This window comes from Pseudooceanicola aestuariicola (genome assembly GCF_045763785.1).
Classification (GTDB): Bacteria; Pseudomonadota; Alphaproteobacteria; order Rhodobacterales; family Rhodobacteraceae; genus Pseudooceanicola.
Window position 1 is genome coordinate 1,316,404 of the sequence record NZ_JBJGSF010000001.1, and the last position, 15,208, is coordinate 1,331,611.

Consider the following 15,208-nt stretch of genomic DNA (forward strand, 5'->3'; position numbering starts at 1 on the left):
CTTTGGTCGAGGGGACATATTTTACGTTACTTTTCAGGCACGGAATTGAGCACATCTTGCGCCCTGCGCCAACCCGCAGAGCCGCGTGGCAAAAGGTCCGACGCGCGTTGCGCCAAAATCCGCGCTTCACGCGACCGGCCACGCATCGCGTGCCGTTCGGCGGTGACCACACTGGCCATGCCGGTCTGGCCCAGCTTGGCGTAAGCCGTGCCCAGATCGCGCAGCGCCAGATCATTGCGCCAGTCACGCGCGGTGGCGCGTTCCAGATAGCCGACGGCATTTTTCAGGTTCTGCTGACCGCCAAGCGCGACCAGCGAGCGGCCATAGCCTGCAAGGATCATCGTGTTATTCGGCGCGGCCTTCAGCGCGCCTGCATAGGTGTTGGCGGCGGCCCCCCAATTGCGGCTTTCAAACAGGATCTGGCCCCGCAGGTCCGCATAAAAGGGGTCATTGCCCCGCGCCGCGCGGGCGCGGTCCAGCGCGGCCAACGCCTTGTTCGTCCGGTTCTGGCGATGCCATGCGACCGCTTCGCGCATGGCGCGCACGTCGGGATAGGGGCTTTCCTTCATCCGCTGGAACGTCCACTTGGGGTTGCGCGTAAAGGCCGACAGCTTGCCCTTGGCCCGGTCGAACCAATAGTCGGCGTTGGGATCGGGCTTGCCCCGTTTGCCGTAACTTGCCGCCAAAGCCTTGATTTGCCGTAAACGGTCGCGCGACAGCGGGTGCGACCGGGCATAGATATCCTGACGGTTGGTGGGCAGGGCCTCTTGGCCAGCGAACAGCTCCATCACCGATACCGCGCCATCAGTTTCTATCCCCGACGCCGCCAGATAGCGCATACCGGATTGATCCGCCGCGCTTTCCTCGGCCCGGGTGTGGCCAAAAAACACCCGCTGCGCCGACGATGCGATCCCGAAGGCCACGCTGCCCGCCGCAGCACCATTGCCGCTGAGTGCGCCTGCCGCCACCGAAAGCGCCGCGCCAAGCGCCGCGGTGTTGCGCGCGGTCTGCATGTTGGCATAGCGGCGTGTCAGGTGGCCGTTGGCGATATGGGCGGCCTCATGCGCGATGACGGATTGCAGTTCGGACGCCTTGGACATCCGCAGGATCATGCCGGAATGGATGTAGATCGCCGTGCGATCCAGCACGAAGGCGTTCATCTGATTGTCCTGCACCACGTAGATCCCGACCTGACTGGGGCTAAGGCCCGCAGCCCGCAGAACTGGGGCGGCCAATTGCGTCAGCGCGTGTTCGATATCGGCGTCGCGCACCAGACTGGCGGCCACCCCGGTGCGGGGCAAAAGGGCGATCACGCCCATGGCCGCGATCAGGAACAGATGGGCGATGCGGGTCACGTTGTACTCCGGTTAAAAGCTGTCCATAGTCTTGAATATGCAGACACTGGATTCAAGGCGGCATTCAAGCCGAGGGGACGTCGATCCCTTTATTGTGATGGAGATTTTGCGCCTAGCGGCCGAGGCCGAGGCGACAGGACGCGATATCATCCATATGGAGATCGGCCAGCCCGGCACGCCCGCGCCCGCCGTGGCCCGAGAGGCCGTGACCCGCGCCATGGGGCAGGGCAATCTGGGCTATACCGAAGCCCTTGGCCTGCCAGCCCTGCGCGCCCGGATCGCGCAGCTGTATGACGAATGGTACGGCGTCGATCTTGATCCGAACCGCATCCTTGTGACGCCCGGATCTTCGGGTGGGTTCCTGCTGGCCTTCACGTCGCTGTTCGATCCCGGCGATCGGGTGGGCATCGCCAATCCCGGCTATCCGGCCTATCGCCAGATCCTTAAGGCGCAGGGCTTGGTACCAGAACTGATCACCACCCGTATGGATGATGGCTATCAGCCGCGCCCGGACCAGATCGATGGGGCAGGGCTGGACGGGGTGCTGATCGCATCGCCAGCCAATCCGACCGGGACCATGCTGACGCCCGATGGCCTGCGCGCGCTGATCGAAGTGTCAGAGGCGAATGGCACCGCCTTCATCTCGGACGAGATTTACCATGGATTGAACTATGCCGGGCGCTGCACCTCGGCATTAGAGATCACGGACAAGTCTTTCGTGATCAACTCTTTCTCCAAATACTTCTCGATGACGGGCTGGCGCGTCGGCTGGATCGTTCTGCCGCCCGATCATGTGGCCCGTGTGACCAAGCTGGCTCAGCACATGTTCATCTGCGCCCCCCACGCCAGCCAGATCGCGGCCCTCGCTGCACTGGACGCGACCGAGGAGCTCGAAGCCAATCGCGCCACCTATGCCCGAAATCGGCAGGTGATGATCGATCTGCTGCCCAAAGCCGGGATCACGCGGTTCGCGCCGCCGGATGGTGGGTTCTATATCTACGCCGACATCAGTCATCTGGGCGAAGACAGCCTGACGCTGGCCCGCGCCCTGCTGGAGGAAGAGGGTGTCGCCGTGACACCCGGCCACGACTTTGACCCAGACCGGGGCGGTGGCATGTGGCGGCTGTCCTACGCCGCCAGCACCGAGGCGATCACCGAAGGTCTGACGCGCATCGCGGCCTTCACCGCGCGGCGATCCTGACGTCATGTTGCGCGCAACGGGCGTCTTACCGGACGCCCGAGCGCATCAGCGGAAAGGTTCGTCCAGCCGCAGCAGGCGCTGATGGAACCGGGGTAGCTGATCAAAGGGGATCAAGCCGCCATTGCGCGCCGTCTGACGGATCGCTTCGGTGTTGTGCCCCAGATGTTCATACACTGTCCGTTCGATCCGCCGGCTACGCACGGTTTCGCGCACGGAGCGTGCAGAATAGCCTTCAAGGAAATGCCCATCCATCGACGGATAGCGCGACAGGAACTGGTACGAACAGGTGATCGACCCACGCCGCGCGGCGATATTGGCAACCCCTTCTTCCTGCATAAGAAAAATGCCACGGAATTCGCGGGCAGGGCCATGGGTGGACAGACCCTGCTGTTCCATCGCCTCTTTCGCCTCGTAACCGCGCAGGAAGGTGTAGCCGTCTTCGCGAAAGACCAGCAACATCCCCATCATCGCCATCGTGTCATCCACGAATGACCGGCGCGAGAACCGATAGAGTCCACTTGGCACCATGTCTTCGGGCACTTCGGTCGAATTCCGACCCATGAAGTCACGGATCGCAGGGTGATTCAGCAGTTCACTGTTGCCATCCGGGATCGTTTCGACCGGTTCCAACAGGATCCGGGCGTCCTTGCCGAAGAACTCGCAGATACGATGCAAGACGTCGGGGCGGGGAAAACTTTCGCCCGACAGGTACCGGTTAAACTGCGTCCGGTTGATCCCCAATTCACGGCAAAGCCCTGCGATCGAACGATATTCCGAACTGAGTTGGCGCAGGTTCGCGCCGAAAATATTCCTGATCCCAGCCGGGTCCGTGGGGACCTGTTGGGCGCTACGGACAGATCTTGGCACTGCCTCGTCTCCGCTTTGTTCCTTCCCATCTGACGCTAGACGGAGACGTTTTTTGTGCCTCTCGACGTTAATTAGCGTCAATTTCTGCACTCTATCGCGTCAAATTTTAAAAAGCACGCCACATTTTTACTTTTAGGTGTGCGGGATTGGTCATTTGCCGACGCGAGTTGATCTACGACACTGATCTACAAGGGAAGTTTCTACAGGAGCTGGGAATGTACGGTGTTGTTCTGTGGAGGTGTCAGGGTAGTAAATGTGCAGTTATATGGTGCGACGACCACGGGGATCTGGCGTTTCTGAACGCGGAAACGGATCTCGCTGGTATTGTCGACAACCTTGAGCCGGGCGATCTGCTGCGGTTCGACCTGCGTTCTGGCGCAGAGATGCGAGAGGCCTGCAATGCCTCTAGGGTGACGCGAGATTTCGCGCCGGACCTTGCGCATATGTTGGACGATCAGGTCTCAGCGGCGCGGACAGATACCGCGCCCGAACCTTCGACCGCGCACAAACGTGCGCCCGCGCGCACAGCGCGTGTCGTGGCCTTCGCAAAGCCTGCTGAAACGGAAGCGTTTCCCAAACGTAGGGCGGCCGCGTCTTAAGCCGCCCTGCGATTTTGTTTGATCAGGCTTCGGCCCCGCGCGACAGGGCAGCAACGCCCGTCCGTGCCATTTCGATCAGGCCCAAGGGGCGCATCAGATCGGCAAAGGCGTCGATCTTGTCCGGCGCGCCGGTGATCTCGAACACGAAGCTGTCCAGCGTGCTGTCCACCACATTGGCGCGGAAGATGTCCGCCAGCCTCAGCGCCTCAACCCGTTTGTCGCCGTCGGAACAGACCTTTAGCAGCGCAAGCTCACGCTCGACCGAGGGGCCTTCGACGGTCAGGTCGTGCACGCGGTGCACCGGAACGATGCGGCCCAGCTGCGCTTTGATCTGTTCGATCACCTGCGGCGTCCCGCGCGTGACGATGGTAATACGCGACAGATGCCCGGTGTGATCCACCTCGGCCACGGTGAGGCTGTCGATGTTGTAACCACGCCCCGAAAACAGCCCGATCACGCGGGCTAGAACCCCCGCTTCGTTGTCGACCAGAACGGCCAAGGTATGGGTTTCTTCCACGTCCGAGAAGTTGGGGCGCAGGTTGTAGGCCGAATGCTTGGTCGAGCCTTTTTTGATCGAAAGTGCGTTCATCGTATCGTCCTTCTTTGCGGTCGGTGGGACAGGCAGGGTCACCCCCGCCAGCGCCTTACACCAGCACCGCGCCCCCTTCTTTGATCGCGTCGGCCGTGGATGCGTCACCCATCAGCATCTTGTTATGCGGCTCGCCCGACGGGATCATGGGGAAGCAGTTTTCGTGCTTTTCCACCAAGCAATCAAAGATCACCGGGCCGTCATACTTGATCATCTCCATGATCGCGTCATCCAGATCGGCCGGGTCGGTGCACAGGATACCCTTGGCGCCAAAGGCTTCGGCCAGCTTGACGAAATCGGGCAGGGCCTCGGACCAGCTGGACGAATAGCGTTCGCCATGCAGCAACTGCTGCCACTGGCGCACCATGCCAAGACGTTCGTTGTTCAGGATGAACTGCTTGACCGGCAGGCGATACTGCATCGCGGTGCCCATTTCCTGCATGTTCATCAGCCACGACGCTTCGCCCGCGACGTTGATCACCAGCGCGTCCTTATGGGCCATCTGCACACCGACGGAGGCCGGGAAGCCATAGCCCATGGTGCCCAGACCACCGGAAGTCATCCAGCGGTTCGGGTCATCAAAGGTCAGGTATTGCGCGGCCCACATCTGGTGCTGGCCCACTTCGGTCGTGATGTAGCGGTCGTAGCCCTTGGTCAGCTCTTCCAGACGCTGGAGCGCGTATTGCGGTTTGATGATGCTGTCAGAGTTCTTGTAGGTCAGGCAGTTGACGGCACGCCATTCGTCGATCTGTTTCCACCACTTGGCCAGCGCCTCGCGGTTGGTTTTGCGACCGCGGGATTTCCAGACCTTCAGCAGGTCTTCCAGCACGTGGCCGACATCGCCGACGATCGGAATGTCCACATGGATCACCTTGTTGATCGAGGACGGGTCGATATCGATATGCGCCTTGCGGGAATGCGGGCTGAAGGCATCGACGCGGCCGGTGATCCGGTCGTCAAAGCGGGCACCGATGTTGATCATCAGGTCACAGCCGTGCATGGCCATGTTCGCCTCGTAAAGACCGTGCATGCCCAGCATGCCCAGCCACTTGTCGCCCGAACCCGGATAGGCACCCAGACCCATCAGGGTCGAGGTGATCGGAAAACCTGTCGCATCCACCAGTTCGCGAAGCAGCTGCGACGCTGCCGGGCCAGAGTTGATGACGCCGCCGCCGGTGTAGAACACGGGTTTCTTCGCGTTCTCAATGGCTTCGGCCAGCTCTTGGATCGACTCCATGTCGCCTTTGACCTGCGGCTGATAGCGCTGCTGGGTCGCCTTGGTGGCGGGCACGTAAGACCCCTGGGCGAACTGCACGTCCTTGGGGATGTCGATCAGCACCGGACCCGGACGGCCCGAGGTGGCGACGTGGAACGCCTCGTGCATCGTGTGGGGCAGGTCGTTGGTGTCTTTGACCAGCCAGTTGTGCTTGGTGCAGGGGCGGGTGATGCCGACGGTGTCGGCCTCTTGGAACCCGTCGGACCCGATCATGAAGGTCGGCACCTGACCCGTCAGAACCACCAGCGGAATGGAATCGAGCAGCGCATCCGCCAGACCCGTCACGGCGTTCGTCGCGCCGGGGCCCGAGGTCACCAGCACCACGCCCGGTTTCCCGGTCGAACGGGCATAGCCTTCGGCAGCATGCACGGCGCCCTGTTCATGGCGGACCAGCACGTGCTGAATGTCGTTTTGCTGAAAAATCTCGTCATAGATCGGCAGCACTGCGCCACCGGGATAGCCGAATACGGTGTCGACGCCGTGATCCTTCAGCGCCTGAACCACCATTTTTGCGCCCGTCATCTGCCGTGCCATCCGTCTTCTCCTGTCATTGGCGCCTTTTGCGCCGTGGTCAGCCCACCTGTTCCAACAAAAAAGCCCCCGGTTTTCCGGGGGCGCATGGGGTCCTATCAGGTTCCGGTCTTACCGGCCCATGCGCCTTATTCCTACGATGACGACTAGCGTTGCCATTGCCTTGGGGCCTCCTGAGTGCGTCACGATGATTATGGCGTGCGAAACACGAGGTCAACCGCATTTCTGCGACAAAAGTGTCGCGGCGAGGGTAAAAACTTTGCGAAAGTTGCGCGAGGGGCGCATTTTCTTCTCGAAAATGAATTGCTGGGGCGACTCGGGGTCGCCCCGGCGGGAATTTTGGGCCGCGCCTGTGTTAGCGGATCGGCGCCAGAAGTTCCGGCGCGGTAACCAGTTCGCGCACGCCGTGGGAATGGTCTTCGTCGAAAACATTGCCCGCGAGGCTCCACTCATAGATCGAGGTGATATCGACCCGCGCGCATTTGGGCCGCACGGACCACGTCACCTGAAGCGGCGAACAGGTACTTTGCGAATAGGATGGCCCGGTGGTGGAGCCGGGGAAAACAACCGGCGTTCCGGTGTCGAGGGGCAGGGCGCGCGGCTGCGGATGCCCTTCGACCGTGTTGCCGCCATAGGTATAGGCCATGAAATCCAACGCATAGGGATCGTTCACCACCAAAAACACCTGGCTTTCGACGCGCAGCGTTGGGTTGGCGCAGGCGTCCGACAGACAGGAGCCTAGGCCAGGACCGGGGTCCACGTCACAGGAGGAGTAGACCCAGTGCACCTCGATCGTGTCGCCGGGCTTTACCCCGTCAAAGGTGCCATGACCGAATGCCGGGTCTTCCAATTCGGACGGCGTCACCTTGTCGCTGTCGTTGCAGATAAAGCCGCCCTGATCGCTGACGCTGGCGGTCATGAAACCGGGGCCGCGATGTTCAGCGTTCGTGTGCATATGGATATTGCACAGATTCATCTGGTCCGGCGCAGGTGCCACGGGGAATTTGACGGTATTTTTGCCCAGCACGTTACTGATGTCGCGCGGTGTCTGCGGGCCAAAGCCTTGGCACAGGGTGCCTTCGGCGACCGGGGTCGCAGCTGGCACGGCGGCCGGAGTAGCGGTTGTCGCAGGCTCTGCCGCAAGGGCGGGAAGGCTGCTAGCGACAAGCGCTGCGCAGAACATGAATACAGGGGTAAGAGGGCGGCGCGCCGGGGTCATAGCTGTCCTTTCAAGTAAACCTCGCGCGACAATAGCGCCCCGAACTTGCCATCCGGTTAAACCGAACGGCGGCGCCGAAACCCCGCAAAACCATACCGAACGGCATGAAAAAACACCGCTAACCATACGGAAGCGTCAAAGAAAATGTTTGCGCTCTCGCGCCGCATCTGTAGGTTTGGGCCACTAAATAGCGCCGGACCAAAACAAAAACTCCGGCCGGATTGATCTGTTGGGAGGATAAAGATGGATCGTCGTTCATTTCTGAAAACGTCTGCACTGGGCGGTTCCGCCGTTGCCGCAACCTCGCTGGCCGCTCCGGCCATCGCGCAGGGCAACACCACGCTGACTATGGTCACCACCTGGCCCCGTGGCCTGGCCGGTGTTTGGGACTCGGTCGAGCGTTTCACCAATAACGTCAACACCATGTCCGGCGGCAGCCTGACCATCGACCCGAAAGGCGCGGGCGAGCTGGTCGGCGCACTGGAAAGCTTTGACGCCGTGACCTCGGGTCAGGCCGACATGTACCACGGTGCGGACTACTACTGGGTTGGTCAGCACCCCGCATGGGCGTTCTTCACCGCTGTTCCCTTCGGCATGACCGCACCCGAAATGATGGTCTGGTACTACGCTCAGGACGGCATGGCGCTGCACCACGAGCTGGGCGAAGTCTTTGGCATCAAAGGCTTCATCGCTGGTCAGACCGCTGCACAGGGTGGCGGCTGGTACCGCAACGAAATCACCTCGGCTGACGACTTCAAAGGTCTCAAGTTCCGTATGCCCGGCCTTGGTGGTCAGGCGCTGGCAGAACTGGGCGCATCCGTTCAGAACATCCCCGGCGGCGAAATCTATCAGGCGCTGTCCACCGGCGCGCTGGACGGTACCGAATGGATCGGCCCCTGGTCGGACGAAAAGCTGGGTCTGCAGGAAGTCTGCGACCACTACTACCCCGCTGGTTTCCACGAGCCGGGCGCAGCCCTGTCCGTCGGCTGTAACCTCGAGGTCTTCAACGGTCTGTCGGCCGAGCATCAGGAGATCATCAAGGTCGCCGCAGCAGATGCGCACCAGCACAACTACGCGGTCTTCATCGCCAACAACGGCCCGGCGCTGCAGCGTCTGAAGGACGCAGGCACGCAGATCCACTCGTTCTCGGACGATGTGTGGGATGCCTTCGGCGCGGCGTCGAAGTCCGTTCTGGACGGCTTCATGGACGACGAACTGTTCGCGAAAATCCGCAACAGCGTCGACGCGTCGATGGCTGCGACCGCAGGCTGGGTGTCCCAGTCGGATGGCACCTACACCGCACAGCGGGCGCGCGTGACCGGGTCCTGATCTTTAGCGATCTTGCACAATAACGATGCGCGCGGTATCCGCGCGCATCTTACGTTTCGGCACATGGACCGGGGGATGGGACGTGATTGATGCTGTCAGCTGGCTGGTGGGGCACATCGGCCTAGGCTTTTACCATATTTTCTATGCAGTTACCCATCCAGGGATGTGGTTGAACTGGTCAGACAAAGAGGCGCTGTTGCGGTTCGTCTATTACGGCGGATCGACGGAATTCTTCTTTGCCCTGTTCGACATCTTCCTTGTGCTGACCGTGGCTGGCCTGATTTTCCGCCCCTTCATGTGGGGGATGGTCCGCGTGATGGAGGGCTTTGCCAACGTCATCGGACGGGCGGCCGCCTGGGCGGGTCTGATTATGGTTGGTCAGCAGATCATCATCATCTTCCTGCAATCCATCTTTCGCCTTGGCTCTATCACCATCGCGCCTTTTGGCATCGGGTTCACCAATTCGATCACATGGTACGCCGAAGGTCTGAAGCTGTGGAACGCGGTCGTTGTGGCGCTCTGCGTCAGCTATGCCTTCGTGCAGGGCAGCCACGTGCGCGTCGACCTGATCTATGCGGGCGTGTCGCATCGGGTGAAGAAAGTCATCGACATGTTCGGGGCGCTGTTCTTCATGATCCCCTTTGCCGTGCTGGCATGGATGTATTCGTGGTACTTCCTGTGGCGTCACCTGATCACGCCCAAGGTGTCGGCGTCCGACAAGCTGGACCTGATGCTGCGCAAATCGAAAATCGTGAAATGGAACGTCGAACGGACCGGGTTCAGCCCCGACGGGTTCGATGCCTATTTCCTGTTTAAAATCCTCATCCTGTCTTTCATCGCATTGGTCTTTATTCACGGCATCGCGTTCTTCTATCGGTCGCTGCTGGAGTTCATCGAAGGCGAAGAGAGCAAGGATAAATACCTCGACCGGGACACGCTCGGCGAAGGTGAAGAAGCCTACGAAGGCACACACTAAGGGGTTAGGGGCATGTTGTTCGGACTAGACGGCGTCGAAATCGGCCTGATTATCGTTTTCCTATCCCTGTTCGCAGGGATCCTGTCGGGCTTTCCGGTGGCTTTTGCCATCCCGGGTGCAGGCCTGATTTCCTTTGCGGTCATCGCATGGCTGGACGGGCAGGGGATGCTGGTTCACCAGGCCATCGACCAGGGATCGGCCGCGTATAAAGAGCTGATAAATTCGGGCATTCACCGTGATGCCATATCGCATTTCCGATACCCGGAGTTGCCAACCATCGGCGTGCCGGTCTTTGAACGCGGCTGGGAAGTCGCCATGGACCGGAATATTTCCTTTATCGTCAACCGGATGAACGAACGCGTCTTCGCCGGTCAGTCGATTGAAACGCTGCTGGCGGTTCTGATGTTCGTCCTGATGGGCATCACGCTGGAGCGGTCCAAGATCGCCAACGATCTACTGACCACCATGGCGCGCGTCTTTGGCCCGCTGCCCGGCGGTCTGGCCGTGTCCGTGGTTGTCGTGGGCGCGTTCCTTGCTGCCTCCACCGGGATCGTCGGCGCGACGGTTGTGACCATGGGTCTGCTGTCGCTGCCCACCATGTTGCGCAACGGCTATTCGCCGGAACTGTCGACGGGGGTCATCGCGGCCTCTGGTACGCTTGGACAGATCATTCCGCCGTCGATCGTGATCGTTCTGCTGGGCACGCTGGCCGGTGACCTTTATTCCGCCGCGCAGGAAACCCGCGCGCAGGGCTTTGGCTGTTCGGACGCGCTGACCTATCTGGGCCGTCCGGCGGTTGTGTCTGTCGGGACCTTGTTTCAGGCGGCACTGCTGCCCGGCGTTCTGCTGGCCTTCCTCTACGCCGCTTATGCCTTTGGCTACGCGATGTTGAACCCCTCCAAGGCGCCCGCTGTCCATATCGACGACCCGGATGGTGAGGTCATCACCCGCTCCGAAGGTCTGACGTGGTTCCTGGCCGTGCCGGTCATCATCATCGGCGGTCTGATCGGTGCAGGGCAAGCGGGGCTGGTTGGCCCCCAAGACGCGACGGTATCGGCCTATACGCAGGTGGATCGTCTGGACGCGCTGCGCACCAATGTCAGCGATAGCTGTCGCGACGCCATGATCGACCTGCACGGGCAAGAGCGGTGGGATGAATCCGTCGCAGCCCGTCAGGCACTGGCCGACGCGGGTGGGTCCGAAGAACAACGCGAACTGACGCCCGAAGAACTGACCGAAGCCCGCGCCGCTGCGGTGGCCGCTGCTGCGCCCATCGGGTCGGGTGTTGCGACGCTGTTTGGTCTGGTGCTGCTGACGCTGGCCGTGGCGCGGGGCGTAAAGCCTTCGGCCCCGGTGGGTCCGCTGGCCATCGGCATGATCGGCGCGGCACTGGCCTTTGCGCTGGATGCGGTCGTGATCGGTCCGACCATGTCGGGCGGCACCAAGGTGGCGATCCTGCTGATCCCGGTACTGATCTGTTTCTGGTCGCTGCGACATGCGGCGGCCCGGATGGCAGAAAATGACCTGATCCGCGTCGTCTTCCCGCCGCTGGTGCTGATCATTGCCGTGCTGGGCTCGATCCTTGGCGGCGTGACCAACCCGACGCCGGCTGCCGCACTGGGTGCTGGCGGGGCGATCATGCTGGCCGCCTATCGCAAGCTGAAGGACGAAGGTAATTCCGGCAAGATCATCGTCTGGGCGACCGTGGCACTGGTGACGCTGATCCTGGTCGGCATCAACTTTGACCTGCGGATGAACCAAGAGGTCGTGACCTTCGAAAATCAGGTTGGTTTTGTCATCGCTGCGGCGTCCTACATGCTGGCTGCTATCGCGCTGGTCTATGCCTGTATCGTGCTGTTCCGAAACCGGGTGCTGACGCCCATCGTGCGGGAAACGGCCAAGGTGACCTCGATGGTGTTCACCATCCTGATCGGGTCGCAGCTGTTGAACCTCGTGGTGATTTCCTTCGGTGGTGAACATTACATCCAGCAATTCCTGCGGTCCTTCGACAACGAATTCACCGTGTTCCTTCTGGTGATGCTGGTTCTGTTCGTCCTTGGCTTCGTGCTGGATTTCCTCGAGATCATCTACATCGTCGTGCCCATCGTCGGCCCTGTGATCTATGGCGGGTCGTTCGATCCTAAGTGGGTGACCATCATGATCGCGGTGAACCTGCAGACGTCTTTCCTGACCCCGCCGTTCGGCTTTGCTCTGTTCTATCTGCGGGGCGTGGCACCGCCGTCGGTGACGACCGGCCACATCTATCGCGGGATCATTCCGTTCGTGTTGATCCAGGTGGTGGGTCTGGCGCTGCTGTGGTTCGTGCCCAGCATCGTGACCATCGTGCCGGATTTGATCGGGCGGTAAGCGCGGTCTGAGAATTGGAAAAGCCCCGGTGGAAACGCCGGGGCTTTTTGTTTGAGCCGCGCAGCGTCGGGCCGCGGCGCGGCGATACCCTACGTCAGGCCAGCGCGATTTATGTTAGCAGTGGTAGCGCCGCAGACGACCTTACCACGAACGTCGACACATCGCCGGGCCAGGGGGCGGCCCGTCGATGCGCGGCGGCCTTCGGCCTTGATTCCGCGCTTGGTGCTTTCGAAGAAAACGGGGCTTACCCCCGCGGCGACCGCAAATCCGGCAGCGAAATATTCGCCACCTGTTCCGCAATCGGATCGGTCTTGAGCGGATGGCGTTCGGTGTCGTAATCGGCCGGGTCGCGCATCTTGTTCCAGCGACCACCGACGTAAAGCTCGACCCCTTTGAACTTGGCCTTGTAGCCCATCTTGGGCGATCCGGGGACCCAGTAGCCAAGGTAGACATAAGGCAGCCCCGCTTCGCGCGCGATCTCGATATGATCAAGAATCATGTAGGTACCAAGCGACGAGGCCCGCATCTCGGGGTCGTAGAAGGAGTAGACCATCGACAACCCGTCATCCAACACATCCGTCAGCGCCACGCCCTTCAGCGTACCTTCGGGGTCCGTGTATTCGATCACCCGGCTGCGGATCGGTGTTTCTTCGATCATCGCGGCGAATTCGAACACGTCCATGTCCGCCATGCCGCCATCGGCGTGGCGGTCATCCAGATAGGTGCGGAACAGCTCGTACTGGTCTTCGGTCGCCCAAGGAGAGGTCGCCTGACGGGCCAAAGTCTGATTCCGCTTCATCGTGCGCTTCTGGCTTTTGCTGGGCGCAAAGGCCGACACGTCGATCCGCGCCGACAGACAGGCCGCACAATCGGCGCAAGACGGGCGATACAACACGTTCTGAGAGCGCCTGAACCCCTGTTTCGACAGGCTGTCGTTCAGCCGCGACGCCCCGTCGCCAGACAGCGAGGTGAACAGCTTCCGCTCCATCCGGCCCTCAAGGTAAGGGCAGGGCTGGGGGGCAGTCACATAGAACTGCGGCGTCAGTGGTAGTGTGTGGCGCATGGATCAGGGTAGTTGGGGCAGCTTTGTCAGAACGATACATATGCCCGCCCGCTTGTCAAAGGAAGAGCCGCCCCCCACCGTACGTTGCGGCAAAAAAGCGAAAACAGGCAAGGATATGCCGGGAATCATGGGACGTTCGGACACGTCCCGCGTGAATGACAAAACGCCCGGGAAAGCCCGGGCGCTGCGTCGGATCGATTGTTCAGGAATCGGTATCAATGACCGGCGCGGCGATTGATTGCGACCGTTCCAAGAACATTGTCGGTCAAGCCCTGCGCCCGCTGACCGGTCACCATCATCACGATCGAGATGATCTGAAGAACCGGAAACGCCAGCGAAACAGTATAGCCAAGCGTGTGCAGGAATGCGGTCGCACCGTCAAAGTGGCGGCCATAGCCATCCCGCATCTCGACCGCCATCAGACGCATCCCCCAGGTGGCCGATCCGCCCGCCAGCGTCATCCAGCGGTACAGAAAGCCGATCACAAGGTAGAGGAAGGGCAGAAAGAACAGGCCGGTAAAGGCGGTGAATGGCAGGGCGACCAGCACCACCAGCGTGATCAGGATGCAGTCCACCACCCAGGCCAACAGACGTTTTACGGGAATATCGGCGTAAAACTCGGGCTGTACGTGTGGGTCAGGTATGGTCCAGGTCTGGTCGGTCATCGTCGTCTCAAAGGGATGGCGTTGGGGATATAGGGGGCCTGATGCGGCCCCCGTGTCGTCGTGTGATACACCCGGCTTAAGCGTCTTCTTCTTCGCGCGTCTTCTCGTTCGTGTCGGCGCGGGCCTTTTTGGCACGTTCGTCCATGAACTCGTCAAACTCGGCCTTGTCCTTGGCTTCGCGCAGACGGTCCAGGAAGTTTTCGAACTGTTCCTGTTCTTCTTCCAGGCGGCGCAGCGTGTCGGCCTTGTAGGCGTCGAACGCCGTGTTGCCGCTGGTTTTCATCGCGGCCATGCCCGACCGGCGCATTTCAAAGTTACGGCCCGAACGGCTGCAGGGTTTGCTGAACATGCGTTTACTCCAGATCATGTAGAACAGAAGGGCAAGGCCAACCGGCCAGAAAAAGACGAAGCCAAGCACCATGGCGGCGATCCAGGCCCCTTTGCCTTTGCTGTCAAGCCAGGCCTCGGACCGGGACAACCACCCCATGTGGCGGGTTTCCTGGCCAGAATAGGCGGTGGTGGTTGCGAGGGTCATTGATGGTCTCCTGTAAGGTTTCTCGTCGATGTGAATGCTTTTCACATTACCAAGATTGGGATTGAGACCGGCCCCCGCAAGGGGGGATGTGAATGTTTTTTACATTTTCTTGATAAGCTACGTAAAATCAGCCACTTGCGCGCCAGAAATTCGGGGCAGATCGGCAGCGTTCATGCCGAAAACATGGTGCGGCGTGCCCGCAGCAGCCCAAATCCGATCAAATTCCAGCAGCCTTGGATCGATCCACGCCCGGATCGGATTGATGTGGCCCACGGGCGCGACACCGCCAATGGCAAACCCCGTCTGCGCCCGGATCAGCGCCGCATCGGCCTTGGCCAAGGCTTCCCCGGCGACTTGACTGGCTTTGACCGGATCCACCTGATTGCCGCCTGCGGTCAGGAACAACAGCGCCTCTCCGCTTTGCACTCCGGCAAAGATGATGGACTTGGCGATCTGGTCGATATGACAGCCGACACCATCCGCCGCCTCTTGGGCGGTCCGGGCGGCGCCCAGTTCTTGAATCTCGGTCTCGATCCCTGCGTCGCTCAGCGCCTGACGCACGCGCTTCATGCTCTTGCTCATGGCGCGACCATGCCCGCGATGATCCCCATTGACCAGACCCGGCGACAGGGCAAT

14 protein-coding genes are annotated in these 15,208 nt (G+C 61.0%); 5 read left to right on the forward strand and 9 right to left on the reverse strand.

Annotated elements, in window-relative coordinates; translation table 11 throughout:
• Positions 1-26: 26 nt before the first annotated feature.
• A complete protein-coding gene (locus ACI3GR_RS05990; RefSeq protein ID WP_407493608.1) occupies positions 27-1,319 on the reverse strand; it encodes a M48 family metalloprotease in 1,293 nt (430 codons plus the stop codon).
• Positions 1,320-1,452: 133 nt separating this feature from the next.
• Here ACI3GR_RS05990 and ACI3GR_RS05995 point away from each other — a divergent pair, with 133 nt between their 5' ends.
• Positions 1,453-2,556, forward strand: a complete 1,104-nt coding sequence (locus ACI3GR_RS05995; RefSeq protein WP_407493609.1) for a pyridoxal phosphate-dependent aminotransferase — start codon at positions 1,453-1,455, stop codon at positions 2,554-2,556.
• Between the two features lie 45 nt (positions 2,557-2,601).
• On the opposite strand, the gene ACI3GR_RS06000 is transcribed toward ACI3GR_RS05995, so the two are convergent.
• Positions 2,602-3,423: a helix-turn-helix domain-containing protein gene (locus ACI3GR_RS06000; RefSeq protein WP_407493171.1), complete on the reverse strand. Its 822-nt coding sequence runs from the start codon at positions 3,421-3,423 to the stop codon at positions 2,602-2,604.
• A 215-nt stretch (positions 3,424-3,638) separates the two neighbouring features.
• Between ACI3GR_RS06000 and ACI3GR_RS06005 the strand changes: the two genes are divergently transcribed.
• A complete protein-coding gene (locus ACI3GR_RS06005; RefSeq protein WP_407493172.1) occupies positions 3,639-4,022 on the forward strand; it encodes a hypothetical protein in 384 nt (127 codons plus the stop codon).
• A 22-nt stretch (positions 4,023-4,044) separates the two neighbouring features.
• Here the strand turns inward: ACI3GR_RS06005 and ilvN are convergent, their stop codons facing one another.
• From ilvN to ACI3GR_RS06020, 3 genes are all read right to left on the reverse strand, one after another.
• Positions 4,045-4,611: an acetolactate synthase small subunit gene (gene ilvN / locus ACI3GR_RS06010; protein ID WP_407493173.1), complete on the reverse strand. Its 567-nt coding sequence runs from the start codon at positions 4,609-4,611 to the stop codon at positions 4,045-4,047.
• A gap of 55 nt (positions 4,612-4,666) precedes the next feature.
• Positions 4,667-6,421, reverse strand: a complete 1,755-nt coding sequence (locus ACI3GR_RS06015) for an acetolactate synthase 3 large subunit (RefSeq protein WP_407493174.1) — start codon at positions 6,419-6,421, stop codon at positions 4,667-4,669.
• A 352-nt stretch (positions 6,422-6,773) separates the two neighbouring features.
• Positions 6,774-7,637, reverse strand: a complete 864-nt coding sequence (locus ACI3GR_RS06020; RefSeq protein ID WP_407493175.1) for a delta-class carbonic anhydrase — start codon at positions 7,635-7,637, stop codon at positions 6,774-6,776.
• A gap of 243 nt (positions 7,638-7,880) precedes the next feature.
• Between ACI3GR_RS06020 and ACI3GR_RS06025 the strand changes: the two genes are divergently transcribed.
• The 3 genes from ACI3GR_RS06025 (at position 7,881) to ACI3GR_RS06035 (ending at position 12,309) form a co-directional block, all read left to right on the forward strand.
• On the forward strand, positions 7,881-8,966 hold the full coding sequence (locus ACI3GR_RS06025) for a TRAP transporter substrate-binding protein (RefSeq protein ID WP_407493176.1): 1,086 nt from the start codon (positions 7,881-7,883) through the stop codon (positions 8,964-8,966).
• Between the two features lie 82 nt (positions 8,967-9,048).
• Positions 9,049-9,942: a TRAP transporter small permease subunit gene (locus ACI3GR_RS06030; RefSeq protein WP_407493177.1), complete on the forward strand. Its 894-nt coding sequence runs from the start codon at positions 9,049-9,051 to the stop codon at positions 9,940-9,942.
• Positions 9,943-9,954: 12 nt separating this feature from the next.
• Complete coding sequence (locus tag ACI3GR_RS06035) at positions 9,955-12,309, forward strand: TRAP transporter large permease (RefSeq protein WP_407493178.1); 2,355 nt, start codon at positions 9,955-9,957, stop codon at positions 12,307-12,309.
• Between the two features lie 244 nt (positions 12,310-12,553).
• Here the strand turns inward: ACI3GR_RS06035 and ACI3GR_RS06040 are convergent, their stop codons facing one another.
• The 4 genes from ACI3GR_RS06040 to ACI3GR_RS06055 form a co-directional block, all read right to left on the reverse strand.
• Complete coding sequence (locus tag ACI3GR_RS06040; RefSeq protein ID WP_407493179.1) at positions 12,554-13,372, reverse strand: arginyltransferase; 819 nt, start codon at positions 13,370-13,372, stop codon at positions 12,554-12,556.
• Between the two features lie 215 nt (positions 13,373-13,587).
• Complete coding sequence (locus ACI3GR_RS06045) at positions 13,588-14,037, reverse strand: RDD family protein (RefSeq protein WP_407493180.1); 450 nt, start codon at positions 14,035-14,037, stop codon at positions 13,588-13,590.
• A 76-nt stretch (positions 14,038-14,113) separates the two neighbouring features.
• The gene (locus tag ACI3GR_RS06050; RefSeq protein WP_407493181.1) at positions 14,114-14,572 is read right to left on the reverse strand and encodes a DUF2852 domain-containing protein; all 459 of its coding nucleotides are present in this window, start codon (positions 14,570-14,572) and stop codon (positions 14,114-14,116) included.
• Positions 14,573-14,689: 117 nt separating this feature from the next.
• Positions 14,690-15,154: a YbaK/EbsC family protein gene (locus tag ACI3GR_RS06055; RefSeq protein WP_407493182.1), complete on the reverse strand. Its 465-nt coding sequence runs from the start codon at positions 15,152-15,154 to the stop codon at positions 14,690-14,692.
• Positions 15,155-15,208 lie beyond the last annotated feature (54 nt).

Excerpts from the sequence above, each read along its gene's own strand:
- ACI3GR_RS06040 (WP_407493179.1), bottom strand. The coding sequence starts at position 13,372 with ATGCGCCACACACTACCACTGACGCCGCAGTTCTATGTGACTGCCCCC.
- ACI3GR_RS06045 (WP_407493180.1), bottom strand. The coding sequence starts at position 14,037 with ATGACCGACCAGACCTGGACCATACCTGACCCACACGTACAGCCCGAG.
- ACI3GR_RS06035 (WP_407493178.1), top strand. The coding sequence starts at position 9,955 with ATGTTGTTCGGACTAGACGGCGTCGAAATCGGCCTGATTATCGTTTTC.
- ACI3GR_RS06055 (WP_407493182.1), bottom strand. The coding sequence starts at position 15,154 with ATGAGCAAGAGCATGAAGCGCGTGCGTCAGGCGCTGAGCGACGCAGGG.
- ACI3GR_RS06050 (WP_407493181.1), bottom strand. The coding sequence starts at position 14,572 with ATGACCCTCGCAACCACCACCGCCTATTCTGGCCAGGAAACCCGCCAC.
- ACI3GR_RS05990 (WP_407493608.1), bottom strand. The coding sequence starts at position 1,319 with ATGGGCGTGATCGCCCTTTTGCCCCGCACCGGGGTGGCCGCCAGTCTG.
- ACI3GR_RS05995 (WP_407493609.1), top strand. The coding sequence starts at position 1,453 with ATGGAGATTTTGCGCCTAGCGGCCGAGGCCGAGGCGACAGGACGCGAT.
- ACI3GR_RS06005 (WP_407493172.1), top strand. The coding sequence starts at position 3,639 with ATGTACGGTGTTGTTCTGTGGAGGTGTCAGGGTAGTAAATGTGCAGTT.
- ACI3GR_RS06025 (WP_407493176.1), top strand. The coding sequence starts at position 7,881 with ATGGATCGTCGTTCATTTCTGAAAACGTCTGCACTGGGCGGTTCCGCC.
- ACI3GR_RS06015 (WP_407493174.1), bottom strand. The coding sequence starts at position 6,421 with ATGGCACGGCAGATGACGGGCGCAAAAATGGTGGTTCAGGCGCTGAAG.
- ilvN (WP_407493173.1), bottom strand. The coding sequence starts at position 4,611 with ATGAACGCACTTTCGATCAAAAAAGGCTCGACCAAGCATTCGGCCTAC.
- ACI3GR_RS06020 (WP_407493175.1), bottom strand. The coding sequence starts at position 7,637 with ATGACCCCGGCGCGCCGCCCTCTTACCCCTGTATTCATGTTCTGCGCA.